13 protein-coding genes are annotated in these 17,365 nt (G+C 70.0%); 7 read left to right on the plus strand and 6 right to left on the minus strand.

The window, feature by feature from the left end; all coding sequences use genetic code 11:
• Positions 1 to 2 precede the first annotated feature (2 nt).
• Positions 3 to 1,649, plus strand: a complete 1,647-nt coding sequence (locus FM051_RS36140; protein WP_158851267.1) for a DHA2 family efflux MFS transporter permease subunit — start codon at positions 3 to 5, stop codon at positions 1,647 to 1,649.
• A 94-nt stretch (positions 1,650 to 1,743) separates the two neighbouring features.
• Here FM051_RS36140 and FM051_RS36145 read toward each other — a convergent pair whose 3' ends face one another.
• Both FM051_RS36145 and FM051_RS36150 read right to left on the minus strand, forming a co-directional pair.
• Positions 1,744 to 2,046, minus strand: a complete 303-nt coding sequence (locus FM051_RS36145; protein ID WP_202919188.1) for a hypothetical protein — start codon at positions 2,044 to 2,046, stop codon at positions 1,744 to 1,746.
• 83 nt (positions 2,047 to 2,129) lie between these two features.
• On the minus strand, positions 2,130 to 3,617 hold the full coding sequence (locus tag FM051_RS36150) for an MFS transporter (RefSeq protein ID WP_158851269.1): 1,488 nt from the start codon (positions 3,615 to 3,617) through the stop codon (positions 2,130 to 2,132).
• A 121-nt stretch (positions 3,618 to 3,738) separates the two neighbouring features.
• Here FM051_RS36150 and FM051_RS36155 point away from each other — a divergent pair, with 121 nt between their 5' ends.
• Positions 3,739 to 4,404 carry a winged helix-turn-helix transcriptional regulator gene (locus FM051_RS36155; RefSeq protein WP_158851271.1) on the plus strand — a complete coding sequence of 222 codons (666 nt, stop codon included), beginning with the start codon at positions 3,739 to 3,741 and terminating at the stop codon, positions 4,402 to 4,404.
• 191 nt (positions 4,405 to 4,595) lie between these two features.
• Here the strand turns inward: FM051_RS36155 and FM051_RS36160 are convergent, their stop codons facing one another.
• Together FM051_RS36160 and FM051_RS36165 are read right to left on the minus strand one after the other, a co-directional pair.
• Positions 4,596 to 5,975, minus strand: a complete 1,380-nt coding sequence (locus FM051_RS36160; RefSeq protein WP_202919189.1) for an FAD-dependent oxidoreductase — start codon at positions 5,973 to 5,975, stop codon at positions 4,596 to 4,598.
• Between the two features lie 73 nt (positions 5,976 to 6,048).
• Positions 6,049 to 7,629, minus strand: coding sequence for a GMC family oxidoreductase (locus FM051_RS36165; RefSeq protein WP_158851275.1), 1,581 nt, complete (start codon positions 7,627 to 7,629; stop codon positions 6,049 to 6,051).
• 184 nt (positions 7,630 to 7,813) lie between these two features.
• Here FM051_RS36165 and FM051_RS36170 point away from each other — a divergent pair, with 184 nt between their 5' ends.
• Positions 7,814 to 8,977, plus strand: coding sequence for an epoxide hydrolase family protein (locus FM051_RS36170; protein ID WP_158851277.1), 1,164 nt, complete (start codon positions 7,814 to 7,816; stop codon positions 8,975 to 8,977).
• Positions 8,978 to 9,185: 208 nt separating this feature from the next.
• Here FM051_RS36170 and FM051_RS36175 read toward each other — a convergent pair whose 3' ends face one another.
• Positions 9,186 to 10,520, minus strand: a complete 1,335-nt coding sequence (locus tag FM051_RS36175; protein ID WP_238412901.1) for an aminotransferase family protein — start codon at positions 10,518 to 10,520, stop codon at positions 9,186 to 9,188.
• Positions 10,521 to 10,871: 351 nt separating this feature from the next.
• On the opposite strand from FM051_RS36175, the gene FM051_RS36180 reads away from it, so the two are divergent.
• The gene (locus FM051_RS36180; protein WP_238412902.1) at positions 10,872 to 11,345 is read left to right on the plus strand and encodes a hypothetical protein; all 474 of its coding nucleotides are present in this window, start codon (positions 10,872 to 10,874) and stop codon (positions 11,343 to 11,345) included.
• A 4-nt stretch (positions 11,346 to 11,349) separates the two neighbouring features.
• Positions 11,350 to 12,579, plus strand: a complete 1,230-nt coding sequence (locus FM051_RS36185) for a DUF6239 family natural product biosynthesis protein (protein WP_158851283.1) — start codon at positions 11,350 to 11,352, stop codon at positions 12,577 to 12,579.
• 123 nt (positions 12,580 to 12,702) lie between these two features.
• Here FM051_RS36185 and FM051_RS36190 read toward each other — a convergent pair whose 3' ends face one another.
• The gene (locus FM051_RS36190; protein WP_158851285.1) at positions 12,703 to 13,134 is read right to left on the minus strand and encodes an SgcJ/EcaC family oxidoreductase; all 432 of its coding nucleotides are present in this window, start codon (positions 13,132 to 13,134) and stop codon (positions 12,703 to 12,705) included.
• 308 nt (positions 13,135 to 13,442) lie between these two features.
• On the opposite strand from FM051_RS36190, the gene FM051_RS36195 reads away from it, so the two are divergent.
• The gene (locus FM051_RS36195; protein WP_238412903.1) at positions 13,443 to 16,247 is read left to right on the plus strand and encodes a glycoside hydrolase family 2 TIM barrel-domain containing protein; all 2,805 of its coding nucleotides are present in this window, start codon (positions 13,443 to 13,445) and stop codon (positions 16,245 to 16,247) included.
• Between the two features lie 29 nt (positions 16,248 to 16,276).
• Positions 16,277 to 17,359: a rhamnogalacturonan acetylesterase gene (locus tag FM051_RS36200; RefSeq protein ID WP_158851287.1), complete on the plus strand. Its 1,083-nt coding sequence runs from the start codon at positions 16,277 to 16,279 to the stop codon at positions 17,357 to 17,359.
• Positions 17,360 to 17,365: the final 6 nt, after the last annotated feature.

Consider the following 17,365-nt stretch of genomic DNA (forward strand, 5'->3'; position numbering starts at 1 on the left):
GCGTGACCCGCGCCGAGAACGTCACCGGCACCAGGAATCCGTGGCGGGCGCTGGTGGTGCTGTGCCTGGCGAACTTCCTGATCCTGTTGGACACCACGATCGTCAACACGGCCGCGCCGGACATCATGGCCGGCATCGACGCGGGCATCGACGAGGTGCTGTGGGTGCTCAACGGCTACCTGCTGGCGCTGGCGTCGCTGCTCGTCATCTTCGGCCGGGTCGGCGACCTGCTGGGCCCGCGCACGGTGTTCATCGCGGGCCTGGTCGTGTTCACCACCGCATCAGTCCTCTGCGGACTGTCCTGGACGCCGGGGGTGCTGATCGCGTCACGGGTCCTGCAGGGTATCGGCGCGGCCGCGCTGGTGCCGCAGGCACTGGTGCTGATCACCGCGATCTTCCCGGCGGAGCGGCGCGGCGCGGCGTTCGGGATCTTCACCGCGGTGGCGGGCGTCGCCGCGGTGAGCGGCCCGACGGTGGGCGGTCTGCTGATCACGGAACTGGGCTGGCAGTCGGTCTTCTACCTGAACGTGCCGTTCGGCGTGGCGGGCGTCGTGCTGGCCTTCCGGCTCGTGCCGGACCTGCGCACCGCCAGGCCGCGCAGCTTCGACATCGTCGGCGTGGTGCTCGCGACGGGCGCGTTGCTCGGCCTGATCTACGCGCTCGTCGAGGGTGAGCGGCACGGGTGGGGCACGATCGCCGGCCCGATCAGCATCCCGGCGGTGTTCGTGGTGAGCGCCGTGCTGGCGGTGGCGTTCGTGCTGTGGGAACGGCGGCAGTCCGCGCCGCTGCTGCCGATGGAGCTGTTCCGCGACCGGAACTACACCATCGCCACCGCCGTCACGCTGCTGTCGTCCTTCGCGGTCTACGGGCTGTTGCTGGTCTACGTCATCGAGAGCCAGACCCTGCTGGGCATGAGCCCGCTGGAGTCGGGCCTGACGGCGCTGCCGTGGACGATCGCGCTGAGCGCCCTCGCCCCGGTCGGCGGCAGGCTGGCCGACCGGGTCGGCGGGCGGGCGCTGCTGGTCATCGGCTTCGCGGTGTTCGGGTTGGGCGTCCTGGGCGTCGGCTTCGTGCCCGACACCGACGCGACGTTCGGCACGTTCTTCGGGCCGATGGTGCTGGTCGGCGTCGGCATGGGCCTGGCGCTGGCGCCGGCCACCACGGAGGCGATGCGCGGTATCGCGCCGGAACGGGCGGGCGCGGCCTCGGGCGTGCTGAACACCGCGCGACAGGTCGGCTCGGCGCTCGGCGCGGCCGTGATCGGCGCCGCGCTGCAGAACCGGCTGGTGTCCTCGCTGCGGGAACAGGCGGCCGCACGGGCGGGCGAGTTGCCGGAGGGCGCGCGGGAGCGGTTCGTCACCGGGTTCGACGAGGCCGCCGGACGAGGGCTGCAACTGGGCACCGGTCAGCGCGGTGGCGTCGTGGTGCCGGACGGTCTGCCGCCGGACGTGGCGGCCGACTTCTCACGACTGGTGCACGAGGCGTTCGGCGAGGGTTTCATCGCGGCGACCAGGCCCACTCTCGCCGTGGCCGCGGGTGCGGTCCTGCTCGGCAGCCTGCTGGCGGTCTTCATGGTCCGCCACCGTCCCTCGGCCAAGCCCGCCAAGCCCGCCAAGCCCGTCGAGCCGGCGGACCTCACGGACGTCTGATCGCGCCGGCCCGGTGGCATCACTGGAACGACATCAGCCCGGAGCGCCGACATCCACCACCACATGGGGATGTCGGCGCTCCGGCGTTCACGCGCTACCCGGCGAACCGGTAGGAGCCGAGCAAGGTCGCGTCGCTGAACGACGGCGGCCCGCCCACCCGGTCGCCGAAACCCTTCTGGAACTCGGCGAACGCGGCGATCCCGTCGAGCGGGTTGTCGTCGGTCTCGTGCACGACGACGTGGACGAACGTCACCCCGTCCGCGAGCCGGAAGGTCGCGTACCTCATCCCACCGGGGTCGTCCGCGTTGAGCTGGGCGAAGATCTTCTCGACCAGCTGCTGGTTCTCGTCCGCGGCTTCCGCGTCCTTCGTCGTGTACTGGATCACGTGGGTGCTCATGGAATTCCCTCTCTCTGTGGAACAAACAGACCGGGAGTCGCGCGGATGAGGGGGGATGTCATCCGCGCGACTCCCGTGGCGGGTCAGTCCTGAGTGGACACGTACTCCGCCTCCGCGCTCGTCTCCTCGGGACTGGGGGTCTTTCCGGGGAGGAAGAGCGCGGCGAGCAGGCCCAGTCCGGCGAACACCGTCGCGACGAGGAACGCGGACTGGAGGCCTTCGGTCAGTGCGACCAAGGGGTCGCTCGCGGACACGCCACCGGCGACCGACACCGCGACCGAGGTCACGATGGCGATGCCGAGCGCGCTGCCGATGTTGAACGAGGTGTCGACCAGGCCGGCGGCCAGACCCGCTTCCTCCTCCGCGACGCCGTCGAGGGCGGCGATCTGGGAAGTGACGAACGCGGCGCCCATACCGGGGCCGAAGATCAGCAGACCCCAGAACAGGTCGCCGAAGAACGTGCCGTCACGGGACACCGAGATCAGCAGCAGCGTGCCGACCGCGATCAGCAGCAGCGCGGGCACGGCGACCGGGCGCAGGCCCAGCTTGGTGACCGCCGCCTGTCCCGCGAAGGCGCCGACGATCGACATGACCGTCATGACCGCGCTGGTGAGGCCGAACTCCAGGGCCGAGTACCCCAGGACCTGCTGCGCGTAGAGCGTCAGCGGGAAGAGCATGCCGTCGACGGTGAGACCGACCGCGAGGATCACCACGTTGCCGGTGACCAGGGTACGCAACTTGAAGATCCGCAACGGCACCAGTGGGGCGGCCGAGCGCGCTTCGATGATCAGGAACAGCACGAGGAGCACCGCCGCCACGGCGAACAGCGTGATCGTGCTGAGGCTGCCCCAGCCGACCTCCGGCGCGTTGATCACCGCGTAGATCAGCGCGACGAGCGAGCCGGTGATGGTGACGGCGCCCGCGACGTCGAACCGGCGCACGGCGACCCGTTCGCGGCTCTCGCTGATGAGCACCGGCACCAGCAGGAAGATCACGACGCCGACCGGGATGTTGATGAAGAAGATCCACTCCCAGCCCAGTCCCGAGGTGATCAGGCCGCCGAGCAGCAGACCCGCGGTCGCGCCGATGCCGCCCAGGCCGCCCCAGACACCGAGCGCCTTGTTGCGCTCCGCGGGGTCCTGGAAGATCGACACCACCATGGACAGCGCGGTCGGCGCCATGATGGCCGCGGAGACGCCCTGGAGCGTGCGGCCGACGATCAGCACGCCGCCCGTCCAGGCCACGCCCGCCAACAGCGACGACAGCACGAACAGCACGATCCCGACGAGGAAGACCCCCCGGCGGCCCATCAGGTCGGCTACCCGACCGAAGAACAGCATGAGGCCGCCGAAGGTCACGGCGTACGCGGTCAGCACCCACTGCACGCCGGCCACGTCGAAGTTCAGGTCCTCCTGCATCGACGGGATCGCGGTGAGCACGATCGTCGCGTCCAGGATCACCATGAAGAAAGCCGTGCCGAGCAGCGCCAACGCCTTCCAGCGCCGTGGATCGGGCGGCTCGGCCCGCACCGGCGGCTGCGAGGTGGTCCGGTCGATCCGTTCGTGATCCATACTGCACTCCTAGGACTTGCCGGTCCTTTTACGATGTCTTGAGGTTGCACAGTACTAGTGACTAGTCCTAAAAAGCAACTAGAAAGGTCGAGCACAGGACTTCGGCTGGTAGAGTGGCAGCATGGCGACCAAGCGCAAGTACGACGACGGGTGCGCGGCAGCTCACGCCCTCGATCTCGTGGGCGAGCGCTGGGCGTTGCTGATCGTCCGCGAACTGCTGTTCGGCCCGAAGCGCTTCACCGACCTGCGGGTCGGGATGCCCGGCGCGAGCCCCAACGTGCTGTCCCAGCGACTGCGCGAGCTGGAGGACGTGGGCATCGTGCAGAGACGGAAGCTCGCCCCGCCCGCCGCCGCGTGGGTGTACGAGCTGACGTCCTGGGGCAAGGAGCTGGAGCCGGTGATCACGGCGCTCGGCCGGTGGGGCGGCCGTTCGCCGTCCATGCGGCACGACGCGGCCATCAGCGTGGACTCGCTGATGCTGGCGCTGAAGACGTTGTTCGACCCGGTCCGGGCCGAGGGCTTCATCGCGGACCTGGTGCTGCGACTGGGCGAGGACAGCTTCCGGCTCCAGCTGTCGGCGGGCCGGATCTGGATCCTGCGCGGCGAGTTGGACCACCCGCACGCGGTCATCGAGACCGACCCCTCGACGCTCAACGACCTGATCTGGAGCGGCCGGCGCCTCGCCGACGCGCTGGAGGCGGGCGAGCTCACCGTCACGGGCGATCGGGCTCGGGTCGAGCGCTTCCTCGGGCTGTTCCCGCTGCCGGAGCCCGCGGTCGTCGGCTGACCCGCGGTCATCGGCTGACCCGCGGTCGTCGGCTGACCGCAGTCGTCGGCTGACCCGCGGTCATCGGCTGATCAGAACGCCTGCGGGCGCCCGCCGATCGCTCGGCAGGCGCCCGCAGGGCGCTTTCGGGGAACGCACGTCCGACGCACAGCGCCTCGCGGGCCGCCGCGGACTCCGGTCTTCGGCGTGGGTCAGGCCGTGGAACTGCTCGCGGAGTCGATGGTGCGCGGCGGGACGGGCTGCGCGGGCGGTTTCCCCGCGCGCAGCACGCGCAGGAGCGTGGCGGGCTTCATCAACGTGGGCGGGGCGTCGATCAGCCCCGCGACGCGCAGGAACGCGTTGGACAGGTGCGGGTCGTTCGACGCGGCGGCGTGCAGTCGGGCCAGGTAGCCGTTGATGAACTTGATCTTCGGGGTGCGCTTGCCCGCCACGCCGGGGTGGCTGAGGTCGCTGGTGGCGGCGATCTCCCACGGTCCGTCGATCACCCGCGCGATGTCGGCGAAGAACCGGCGGAACGGCGGCGCGGACCCGCGGCGCAGGTGGTCGCGCAGCTCCAGCGCCTCCAGCGCCGCCACCGTCATCCCCTGGGCGTAGACCGGGTTGAAACTGGTCGCGCCGTCGCCCATGACCAGCAGGCCGTCCGGGAACGCGGTCAGCTTCTCGTAGTGCCGCCGCACACTGGCCGGGTAGCGGATGGCCGCGGGCTCGTCGATCGGCTCGGCGTCGCGCACCCACTCGTAGATGTCCGGGACGGGCAACGACCGGGCGTAGCGGAGGAAGCCTTCCGGGTCGGTCGGCGGCTGGTCGCCGAGGATGCCGGTCAGCGAGAGCTGATACCGCCCGCAAGCCCGGGAGAACACCGCGCCGCGCGGGTGGCCGGGTGTGGCGACCGGAATACTGGCCAGGTCGTCGCCGAGCACGTTCTCGGACAGCCGGTAGTGCTGGGTGGTGTAGGTCAGACCGATCTTGACCTTCTCCTCCGGCGCCCGTTGGTAGCCCAGCTCCTCCAGCCACGCCGCGGTGCGCGAGCCACGCCCGGTGGTGTCCACGACCAGGTCGGCCGGCAGCAACTCGTCCACTCCATCCGACTGGCGCCGCACCGTCACACCGGTGACCCGGCCGCGGTCGGGCGTGGTCGCGAGTCCGAGGATGTCGGTGCGGTCCATCATGGTGACGCCCGACAGCGCCGCGGTCCGCACCCGCACCTGGCCCTCCAGCAGGGGGCGGACCAGCGACACGATGACCAGTCCGGTGTCGACCTGGCGGATCTGCCTGCCGTTGAAGTACCAGCGTATGTTGTTCCCGAGGTCCCCGATCGGCATCCCGAGGGCCTCCAGCTCCAGCGTCAAGCCCGGGTACAGGTCCTCGAGGACCTGGAGGCCCCTGGCGAGCAGCGCGTGCGCGTGCCCACCCTGCCGCACGCTCTTGCGCGGCGTCCCGCTCACCTCGGACAGGTCGTCGCGGTCCACCACGACGACTTCCGCGTACGACTCGGCGAGCACTCTCGCCGCCATCAGCCCCGCCATGCTCGCCCCGAGCACGACGGCGCGGTCTCCCACGTGGTTGGCCACGACGCCCTCTCCTAACATCGGAAAAACAAAAGTCGGCGCCCGACAAATACCGGGAATAGAGTTCCAGGGAATTTCAGGCGCTGCCGACGGCGACCGCCGACCGGGTCGGTGCCGTGAGTCCGCGAATGAGATCGGAGGCTTTCTCCGCGATGGCGATCGTCGGCGCGTTGGTATTTCCGCGGATGACCGTCGGCATGACCGAGGCATCCACCACGCGCAGACCCCGAACGCCCCGCACGCGCAGTTCCGCGTCGACCACGGCACCCATGGCGCAGGTTCCCGTGGGGTGGTACATCGTCTGGGTGGCCCGCCGCACGTGGGCTCGCAGGTCGGCGTCGGAGTCCGAGTCGGGCGGCGAGATCTGACGCTCGGTGTAGGGCCCGAGCGCCCTCTGGCGGGCGATCTCCATGCCCGCGCGCACGCCGTCGACCATCGCCCGCAGGTCGGCGTCGTCCTGGTAGTAGTTGTGGACGATCTTCACCTTGCCGGTGGGGTCGTTCGACGCGATCGTGACGCTGCCCCGGCTGCGCGGGGTGAGCAGGCACGCGCCGTAGGAGATGGCGTGGTCGGTCGGCGTGCCCAGGCCACCATCGGCGAACATCACCGGACCTGCGAGGAATTGCAGGTCGGGTGCGGCCGGAGCGGCGCCGCTGCGGAAGAACCCGCCCGCCTCGCCGATGTTGGAGCTCAGCGGGCCGGTGCCGTGCTCGACGTACTCCTGCACGTACTTCGGGTCGCCCGCCGCCAGCAGGCTGATCGGCTGGGAGTGCGCGAACACCAGCATCACGTGCGGGTGGTCCTGGAGGTTCTGCCCGACCAGCGGCTGGTCCAGCACGACCGGGACGTCCAGCGCGCGCAGCATCTCGGCGGGCCCGATGCCGGAGAGCTGGAGCAACTGCGGGGAGTTGTAGGCGCCCGCGGCGAGGATCACCTCGCGCTCGGCGCGGATGACCAGTTCGTCGTCCAGCCGCGAGCCGATGACGCCGGTGGCCCGGTCGCCCTCGAAGGTGACCCGGTGGACCCGCACGTTCGTCTCGACGGTCAGGTTCGGCCGGGACATCGCCGGGTGCAGGTACGCGACCGCGGCGCTGCACCGCTTCCCGTCCCGCTGGGTCACCTGGTACATGCCGAAGCCGTCCTGGTCGGCCCCGTTGAAGTCGTCGTTCGCCGAGAACCCCGCCTGCAGGGCGGCCTCCACGAACGCGGTGGACATCGGGTTGCGCGACCGGCTGTCCGACACGCTCAGCGGCCCGCCGACGCCGTGGTACTCCGACGCGCCGCGCTCGTTGTCCTCCGCGCGGATGAAGTACGGCAGCAGCTCGTCGTAGGACCAGCCCGGCTGGCCCCAGCTGTCGTAGTCGGCCCGGTTGCCGCGGATGTAGATCATCGCGTTGATCGAGCTCGAACCGCCCAGGACCCGACCGCGCGGCAGGTACACCCGGCGGCCGTCGAGGTGCGGCTCGTCGTGGGTGTCGAAGTCCCAGTCGAGCCGGGTGCGGAAGAGCTTGCCGAACGCCGCCGGCACGTGGACGTTCTCCGAGCTGTCGGCCGGACCTGCCTCGATGAGGCAGACCTTGACGTCGGGATCCTCTGTCAACCGCGCCGCGAGCACACTGCCTGCCGACCCTGCGCCAACGATCACGTAGTCGTACATCCGGTTCTCCTCCTCGGGGGACTACCCAAAGAATGGGCGAAGACACCTACCGGAACATCTTCGAGAATGCGCACCGAGGAGGCCGTTTATCCGAGAGTGCTCAATTTCGGAGAACCACCGGGAATGTCTTTTTGTGCCACGCACGCGGATGTAGCGTGGGTGCCCCGGACGAAAGGCAGCGCGCATGCAACCGTTCCGCATCGAGATCCCGCAGGCCGCCCTCGACGACCTCGACCGCAGGCTCGAGAACACGCGGTGGCCCGAGGAGGTGCCCGACGTGGGCTGGGCCAGGGGCGTGCCCGTCGGCTACCTCCAGGAGTTGGCGGAGTACTGGCGGACCGAGTTCGACTGGCGGGCCATGGAGCGACGGCTCAACGAACTCCCCCAGTTCACCACCGAGATCGACGGCACGACGATCCACTACGTGCACGTGACCTCGCCCGAGCCGGACGCGACGCCGCTGATCCTCACCCACGGTTGGCCCGGCTCGTTCGTGGAGTTCCTCGACGTGATCGGCCCGTTGACCGACCCGCGCGCCCACGGCGGCGACCCGGCCGACGCCTTCCACGTGGTCATCCCGTCCATCCCCGGCTTCGGCTTCTCCGGCCCCACCGGGGCCGCCGGGTGGGACGTGGACCGGGTCGCCAGAGCCTGGAAGGAGCTGATGGCCCGGCTGGGCTACTCGTCCTACGTCGCGCAAGGCGGTGACTGGGGTCTGCTGATCTCCTTGGAGCTGGGCCTGATCGACCCCGAGCACGTCAAAGGTGTGCACTTGAACATGCTGGTGACCTTCCCGCCGCCGGACCCGGCCGAGATGGCCGGTCTGACGCCTCGTGACCAGCAGCGGTTGGGACAGCTCATGAACTTCGACCTGGAGCAGTCGGGGTACATGAAGATCCAGGCGACCCGGCCGCAGACGTTGGCCTACGGGCTGACCGATTCACCGGTGGGCCAGCTCGCGTGGGTGGTGGAGAAGTACAAGGAGTGGACCGACTCGCACCTGGTGCCCGAGGACGCGGTGGACCGCGACCGGATGCTGGCGATCGTGACGATCTTCTGGCTCACCGCCACCGCCGGCTCCTCGGCGCAGCTGTACTACGAGTCGACCGACCGGACCGACCCCAACGTGGCCGCTCGGTGGGCCGGGCCGTGGCCGTTGACGATGCCCGCGGGTGTCGCGGTGTTCCCGCACGACGCGGCGCCGCCCATCCGGCGGTTCGCCGAGCGGGTGTTGCCGACGATCACCCACTGGACGGAGTTCGAGCGCGGTGGCCACTTCGCCGCGTTCGAGGAGCCCGACCTGTTCGTGTCCGACATCCGCACGTTCGTCCGCTCGCTGAAGCCATGACCCGTCGCCACGGCGCCCCACCCTCCGGGAACGCTGTCGGTTGATCGATCTCCGCGGCTGTGCCCCGCATGACGACCCGGTCGTGCGGGGCACAGCCGTGTGGGCTGCCGCACCCGGTCGACCGCTCAGGCCACACACGACAAGGCCCGCACACGACAAGGCCCCGCCCGAACTGCCGGGCGAGGCCTTGTCGTGTGCGTGTGTGTGCTTACTTCGGGGCGACTTTGCCGTCGGCGCCCAGACGGGACAGCACCTCGATCGTCGCCTCGGCCACGCGGCGCACCTCGTGCTCGTCGATGACCAGCGGCGGGGACATCACCATCACGTTGCCGTACGGGCGGATGATGACGTTGTGGTTGCGGCGCACCTCGTCGGCCACGCCTTCGGCCACGAACGGGATGCCCATGGGCTCCTTGGTCTGCTTGCTGACCACCAGTTCGATGCCGACCGTCGCGCCCTCGACGCGGACGTCGCCGACCTGCGGGAGATCCTTCGCGGGCGCCAGGGCGTCACGGAACCAGTCGCCCACGACCAGCGAACGGTCGACCAGCCCCTCCTTCTCGATGATGTCGAGGTTGGCGAGCGCCACCGCGCACGCCACCGGGTGGCCCGCGTAGGTGTAGCCGTGGAAGAAGCCCTCGTTGCTGGTGACGACCTCGGCGATCGCGTCGCTCATCAGCAGGCCGCCCAACGGGACGTAGCCGCTGGTGATGCCCTTCGCGACGGTGATCATGTCGGGCCGCATGCCGCGCCGCACCGAGTCGAACCACGCACCGGTGCGGCCGAAGCCGGTGACGACCTCGTCGGCGATGAGCAGGATGCCGTTCCTGGTCAGCACCTCGCGGACGCGGGGCCAGTAGTCCTCGGGCGGGGTGTGGACGCCGCCGCCCGCCATCACCGGCTCGCCGATCATGGCGGCGATGTTGCCCGCGCCGACCCGCTCGATGGTCTCCTCCAGCTCCTTGATCAGGGCGTCGGTGACGTCGAGGCCGCCGTACATCTCGGTCCGGTACGGCCAGACCGGGGACAGCTTCTCCACGTTGGGCAGGTTCGGCCCGACGTAGGTCTGCATCATGTCGAAGCCGGTCGCCGTGCCGCTGCCGTAGGAGGCGCCGTGGTAGCCGAAGCGGCGGGCGAGGATCCACGTGCGGTCCGGCTCCCCGCGCCGGTTGTGGTAGAGGCGGGCGGACTTGATCGCCGACTCCACGCTGTCCGAGCCGCCGGAGGTGAAGAACACCCGGTCGATCCCCTCGGGGGACAGCGCGTTGAGGCGGGCGGCGAGTTGGACGGCCTTGTCGTTGGAGTAGTCGAAGAACCCGGTGTAGTACTCCAGCGTCGAGATCTGCTCGGCCGCGGCGTCGGCGAGCTCACGGCGCCCGTGCCCGACTTGCGACAACCAGTTGCCGCCACCAGTGGCGTCGATCAGCTCGTTGCCGTGCGCGTCCCAGACCGTGGAGCCCTGGCCGCGAACGATCACCACGCGGTCGTTGCGGTCACCACGCTGGTGTGGGTGCACCAGGAACCGTCGGTCGAGGTCTGCCAATTCGGTAGCGGACGCAGACAGCGTCGGCAACGCGGAAGAGATCGTCACGAGCCTGTTCCTATCGTGAGAGCGACGAATGTCCGGGAGGAAAGAAACACGTGAGACTCGACTACGCCGTCACGTACGGGGCAACGGTAGCCACTTGTGGCGCACCCGCCCTTCTCTGAAAGTGCGCTCTCCGCCCCGATGCGTTTTCCCGCACGGCACCGACCGGTAACGTCGCAGGTCACCGGACAAATGCGGGGGCGACCACAGCAGGAGGAACAAGTGGCGAGCTCGACACTCCATTCGCACGGGGCGGGTAACGCCCTGAACACACGTTGGCACCGCACCGCGCTCTACGCGTTCCTCGTGATCGTCATCGCACACTGGGTGGAGCACATCACCCAGGCGGTGCAGATCTACGGCTTGGGTTGGCCGGTGCCGCGATCCAAGGGCGCGCTGGGCTTGTGGTTCCCGTGGCTGGTGAGTTCGGAGGTCCTGCACTACGGGTTCGCGCTGGTGATGCTCGTGGCTCTGTTCGCGTTGCGAAAGGGTTTCACCGGGCGGTCCCGCACCTGGTGGAGCATCGCGTTGGGCTTACAGTTCTGGCACCACATCGAGCACCTGTTGCTCATCATCCAATCGTCGACCGGCGTATTCCTGTTGGGCCGTCCGGTGCCCACCAGCGTCATCCAATTACTGATCCCGCGGGTGGAGTTGCACCTGTTCTACAACGCGGTGGTGTTCGCGCCGATGGTGGTGGCGATGCTCCTGCACCGGCGGCCGACCGAACAGGAACGCGAACACATGGCGTGCAGCTGCGCCGTGCCCGTCCGCGCCTGATCCGATGCACGATCACGGGGCGAGCGCAGGGCTCCCCCTGGGCTTCGCCCTGCTGCGGTTCCTGCTGCTGATCGCCGTGACCGTCGCCGCCGGCTGGGCGCTGGCCCGACCGTTCACACCCGCGTCGTCCGGGGTGCTCACCCGGCGGGTGGTCACCGCGGTGTCCGCGCTCGGCGGGATCGTCGCGCTGCTCGTCGCCGACGCGACCTGGCTGCCCGGTCCCGCCGCGGTGGCGGTGATCGCGGGCCTGGTCGCGCCGTCGTTGCTGCGCAAACCGGTGCCGGCGCTCGCCCGGTGCGCGGTGGCGGTGGCCTCGATGTCCACCGCCGCGGTCGTCGTGTGGTTCACCGGGCCCCCGTCGGCCGTCTCGCACGTCGTGCTGATGACCGGGTTCGTCGGCATCGCGTGGGCCGCGCTGTGCCCGCCGACGGTGGTGGTGCGCGTGGTGGGAGCGGGCACGGGACTGGCGCTGCTGGCAAGCCTCGCCCAGGTGGTGCTGGCCGGGCACCTCGCCACGCCCACGCCCGGCGAACCGCTGCTCACCAGAGTCCGCGTGGACCAACACCCGCTCGACGTCCTCGTCGTGCCTCACCGGCCCGGGTGGAACCTCGTGCACGTGCCGGACGAGCCGGTGCGGATCGGCAACGCCCAGGAGGCGTTGGTGGCCGCGGAGCCGCGGGCGGGCGCGAGCGGACGGTGGGCATTGGTGTGGTTGGCCGAAGGGCGTGGCACGTTGTGGCTGGAGTGCGCGGGCGAGCGCGCCACCATCCCGGTCGATCCGGGAGGTGACGCGTGGACCGGGCCCGATGTGCGCGGCGCGGAGGGGCCGGAGTACGCCGGCGCCGTGCTGGCGTCGGTGCTCGCCGGTCGGCGCACCGAGCAGCCGTGGCCCGCGCTGACCGACGCCGACGCGGCGGATCTCCGGGAACTCGTGGCCTCGTCGTCCGGGCCGCTCGCGTTGGTCACCGACTCCTCCGCTCGCTCGGCCGAGGCGGAACGGGTCGTGCGCGCGGAAGCCGAACGCGTGGGAGTGGAGATCGACCCGTCCGCCCCGGACCGCCTGGTGCTCGGCGGCCACGCGGCGGACGACGAGCGGACGCGCCTCGCGCCGTGGTTGCGCGCACCGGACCTGAGCTCACCGGAAGCTCGGCGGTACCAACACGTGCTGAGCGAGGCGTTCCGGGGCGAGGCCCCGTCCGCCGCCGGTCTGACGGCCTGGCTTTCCCGGCGCTGACGCTCGTCACCCCGGCGGGTTCGTGAACTCCGCGTCCGGCGTACCCGATCCCGCGCCCGGTCCCGTGAAAAAGCGGCGGGGTGGGCGGCACGTCGCCCGTCCCCCGCCGCATCGCACACCCCGTCAGGAGGTCGCGGTGTCCCGCGGGCAGTTCTGGTAGACGGCGAGCTTCCACTCGGCGTCCCGCTTGACGAGGATCCACGAAGCACGGATGGCGTTCTCCGCGGGCAGCTCGGACTCGCCCGCCGGCACCACGCCCCCGACGGTCAGCAGTGCGACGGCACCAGGGGCCAGCGGCTTCATGTCGAGCGGCCGGCCGGTGACGGTCGTGCCCTTGTAGTAGCTCGCGTACGCGGTCGCCATGAACTCACGGATCTCGTCGCGGCCCTTCTTGTACACCCCGGGCAGGATCAGGGTTCCGTCCTCGGTGAACAGGTCGGCGAACGCGTCCGCGTCGTGTGCGGCCCAAGCCGCGACCATGCGCGTGGAAACGCCCGCGATCAGCGCCTGCTCGGCCGCGGCGGCCTCGTTGGCGACTGGTGATGTGGTGGTCATTGCTTCTCGCTTTCGACGATGCCCATCGCCTCGTGCGGGTCACGGCGTGACCGACACCGACCATCGTTCCCGCGGGCCGGGGGGAAGTCTTCTCGGAGGATGCTCGACCGAGGATCGAACCCGGACATCGGATGACAGGCGTTCCACCGTTCACACCGCCACCCATCTGAGACGTGAAGTCGTGTCACACCAACCTGTTCTCTTGACCACTGCGTTACGTTCCAGTTGAGGGCGCAGCCCAGACATCGGACGACCCGGGCGTGCGGAGGCCTCACCACCGAGCCGCCCACCGGCTAGGGGAGGTCCACGTGGAGCTCAACCGGCGCAACTTCCTGGAGTTGGGCGCGGCAGGATTGGGGGTGGCCGGGTTGTCGACGATCGGCGTCACGGCGGCGAACGCGGCACCGACGGGTCCCGGCACCGAAGTGGTGGTGTTGACCGGCACCGACGCGGACCACACGGTGGACTGGGACTTCCAGGTCACCGAAGGGCGCAACAGCGGCGTGTGGAGCAGGATCCCCACGCCGTCGAACTGGGAGTGCCACGGTTTCGGCACCTACCAGTGGGGTTGGAACCTCAGGCCCGAGGAGAAGGGCCTGTACCGGCGCGGCTTCACCCCGTCGGTGTCGTGGGCCGACAAGCGCGTCTTCGTGGTGTTCGAAGGTTCGATGACCGACACCGAGGTCCGGGTCAACGGCACCCTGGCGGGCCCGGTCCACCAGGGCGGGTTCTACCGCTTCCGGTACGACATCACGTCGTTGCTGCGGCTGGGGCAGGAGAACCTGCTGGAGGTCACCGTCAGCCGGGACTCCACCGACGACTCGGTCAACAACGCCGAGCGCCGCGGCGACTACTGGAACTTCAGCGGCATCTACCGGCCCGTGTCGATCCAGGCCTTCCCCGCCGCCCGGGTCGACCGGATCGCGGTCGACGCCAAGGCCGACGGCACGTTCCGGATGGACGTGCACCTCGACGGCGTCACGGCGGCGGGTCGGGTGGTCGGGCAGCTCAAGCGGCTCGACGGCACGAACGTCGGCAACCCGTTCTCGTCGGCGGTCACGCCGGGCGCGGCGGTGGCGACGCTGTCCACGTCCGTGACCTCGCCTCGCACGTGGACAGCGGAGACGCCGAACCTGTACCGGGTGGACGTCCAGCTCACCGACGCCTCCGGCACACCGCTGCACGCCGTCACCGAGCGCTTCGGGTTCCGCACGATCGAGGTCCGTACCGGTGACGGTGTCTACGTCAACGGGGTGAAAGTCATCCTCAAGGGCACCAACCGGCACACGTTCTGGCCGACCCTCGGGCGTGCGTCGAGCCCGCGTCTGGCGCGGATGGACATCCTCCTGATGAAGGAGATGAACAACAACGCCGTCCGGATGTCGCACTACCCGCCGGACACCTTCTTCCTCGACCTGTGCGACGAACTCGGCCTCTACGTGATCGACGAGCTCGGCGGCTGGCAGAAGAAGTACGACGAAGGCGTCGGCGCACCGCTGGTCGCGTCCATGGTCACCCGGGACGTCAACCACCCGTCGATCCTGATGTGGGCCAACGGCAACGAAGGCGGCTGGAACACCGCCCTGGACGACGACTACGCCCGCTACGACATCCAACGACGTCCCGTGATCCACCCGTGGGCGACGTTCAGCGGCATCAACACCGACCACTACGAGACCTACGACAGCACCCGCGCCATCCTCGAAGCCTCGGACATCTTCATGTCCACCGAGTTCCTGCACGCCCTCTACGACGGCGGCGGGGGCGCGGGCCTGAACGACTACTGGAACCTGATGGGCTCCGGGCCACGCCGGGCGGGCGGGTTCATCTGGGCGTTCGTGGACGAGGGCCTGGTCCGCGACGACCGGGACGGGGCCATCGACACCACCGGGAACAACGCGCCGGACGGCGTCCTCGGCCCGTTCCGGGAGAAGGAAGCCAGCTTCCACACGATCCGGGACATCTGGTCACCGGTCCAACTGGCCAATCCCGACTACTACGCCTCCACGTTCCCGGCGAACTTCGACGGCACGGTCCGCGTGGTCAACCGGTACGACTTCACCAACCTCCGCGCCTGCCGCTTCACGTGGCAGCTGGTCAAACACCCCTCCCCCGGCGCCGCGAGCACCGAGTCGACGGTGACCAAGCACGGTGACGTGGCCGGTCCGGACATCGCTCCCGGCGCCACGGGCAAGGTCGCGCTCGGCCTGCCGAACGGTTGGCAGAGCGCCGACGCGCTGCGCGTCACCGCCAACGGCCCCGACGGCAAGGCGCTCTGGACGTGGGTGTGGCGGATCAAGAAGGCGGCCGACTTCGCCAAACGCGTGGTGACGCCCGCGCCCGGCGCCGTCCAGGTCGCGGAGGACGCGGGCGGCGTGACCATGTCCGCGCGCGGCACCGCGATCACGATCGACAAGACCACCGGCAGGCTGGCCCGCGTCACCCGGAACGGGTCCGCCGTGTCGCTCGCCAACGGCCCGGTCCCGGCAGCCGGTGAAGCGCGGTTGACCGGCCTCACGCACACCCGCGACGGCCGTTCGCACGTCGTGGAAGCCACGTACAGCGGCGATCTCGACTCGGTGCGGTGGCGTCTCGACCCGAACGGGTGGCTGCGCCTCGACTACCGCTACCACCGCACGGGCGAACACGATCTCCTCGGCGTCAGCCTGGACTACCCGGAGGAGAAGGCGCTCGGCCTGACGTGGTTGGGCGACGGGCCGTACCGGGTGTGGAAGAACCGGCTGCGGGGCGTGCGGCACGGCGTGTGGTCGAAGGAGCACAACACCACCGCCACCGGTGCGTCCGGCTGGGAGTACCCGGAGTTCAAGGGCTACCACGCCAACACCTACTGGGCGGCGCTGCGCACGACCGAGGGCACGATCACCATCGTCGCCGAGGACGAGAACCTCTTCCTGCGCCTGTTCACGCCCGACGTGGGCGAGGACCCGCGGTTCGCGACCGCGCCGTTCCCCGCGGGCGGTATCTCCCTGCTGGACGGGATTCCCGCCATGGGCAACAAGTTCCACGCCGCCGAGACGTTGGGACCGGAGAGCCGGAAGAACGTCGCCACCGGCGAGTACCGCCGCACTGTGCACTTCCGGTTCAGCGAGTGAAGTTCGTCAGCGCCTTGACAGGAGAGAACATGAGTCGGCTAGTGCGAACGATCGCGGTCATCGCTGTGGCGGCGGGGGTGATGGCTCCCCCGGCTTGGGCGGGAGCAGGAGCGGGCACGGCGGCGGCGCCGTCACCCGATCCCGCGTTGCGCGCCAAGTGCACGGGCACCGCGCCCATCAAGTGCCACTACGACCTCGCGCCCGGCCACTACGACGTCACCGTCGTGCTCGGTGACACCACCAGGGCCGGTGTCACCGAGGTGCAGGGTGAGGCCCGGCGCGTGCTGCTGGCCCCGGTGACCACGGCAGCCGGTCAGCTCGCGCGGTACCGCTTCACCGTGAACGTCCGCGAGCCGGAGGGCCAGCCGACCGGCCAGGGCGGCACCGGCACCCCCGGCCTCGACCTGGTGTTCACCGGTTCCGCGCCGCGGCTCAACGGGATCGGCATCGCCCGCGCCGCCGCACCCGCCGTGCTGTACCTGGCGGGTGACTCCACCGTGTGCGACCAGCCCACCGCGCCGTACGCGGGCTGGGGACAGGCGCTGCCCCGGTACTTCCGGGACGGGCTCTCGGTCGCCAACTACGGCGACTCCGGCGAGAGCTCGGGCAGCTTCCTGTCCAACAGCGCGCTGTTCCCGACGATGCGCCCGCTGGTCAAGCCCGGTGACGTGGTGATGATCCAGTTCGGCCACAACGACAAGACCACCACCGCGGACGTGTTCACCAGCAACCTCACCACCCTGGTGGACGGTGTGCGGGCACGCGGCGGCGCACCGGTCCTGGTCACCCCGCCGGTCCGCAGGCTGTTCGACGCCAACGGCCGGCTGACGCCCACCGCGCTGCACGTCAACGGGGTCGGCGTCGACCTGCCCGCACGGATGAGGAGCCTGGCGACGAGCCGCGGCGTGCCGCTGATCGACCTCACGGCCAAGAGCAAGGCACTGGTCGAGGACCTCGGCCCGACCGCGTCACAACGCCTCTTCCTGACCGCGGCGAACGACGGCGTCACCGACAACACGCACTTCTCCATGACCGGAGCGTTCGAGATGTCCGCGCTGGTGCTCCAGGGGATGCGTGAGCGGAGCCTGCCGATGCTCGGCTACCTGCGCTGATCAGCC

This window comes from Saccharothrix deserti, assembly GCF_009769385.1.
Classification (GTDB): Bacteria; Actinomycetota; Actinomycetes; order Mycobacteriales; family Pseudonocardiaceae; genus Actinosynnema; species Actinosynnema deserti.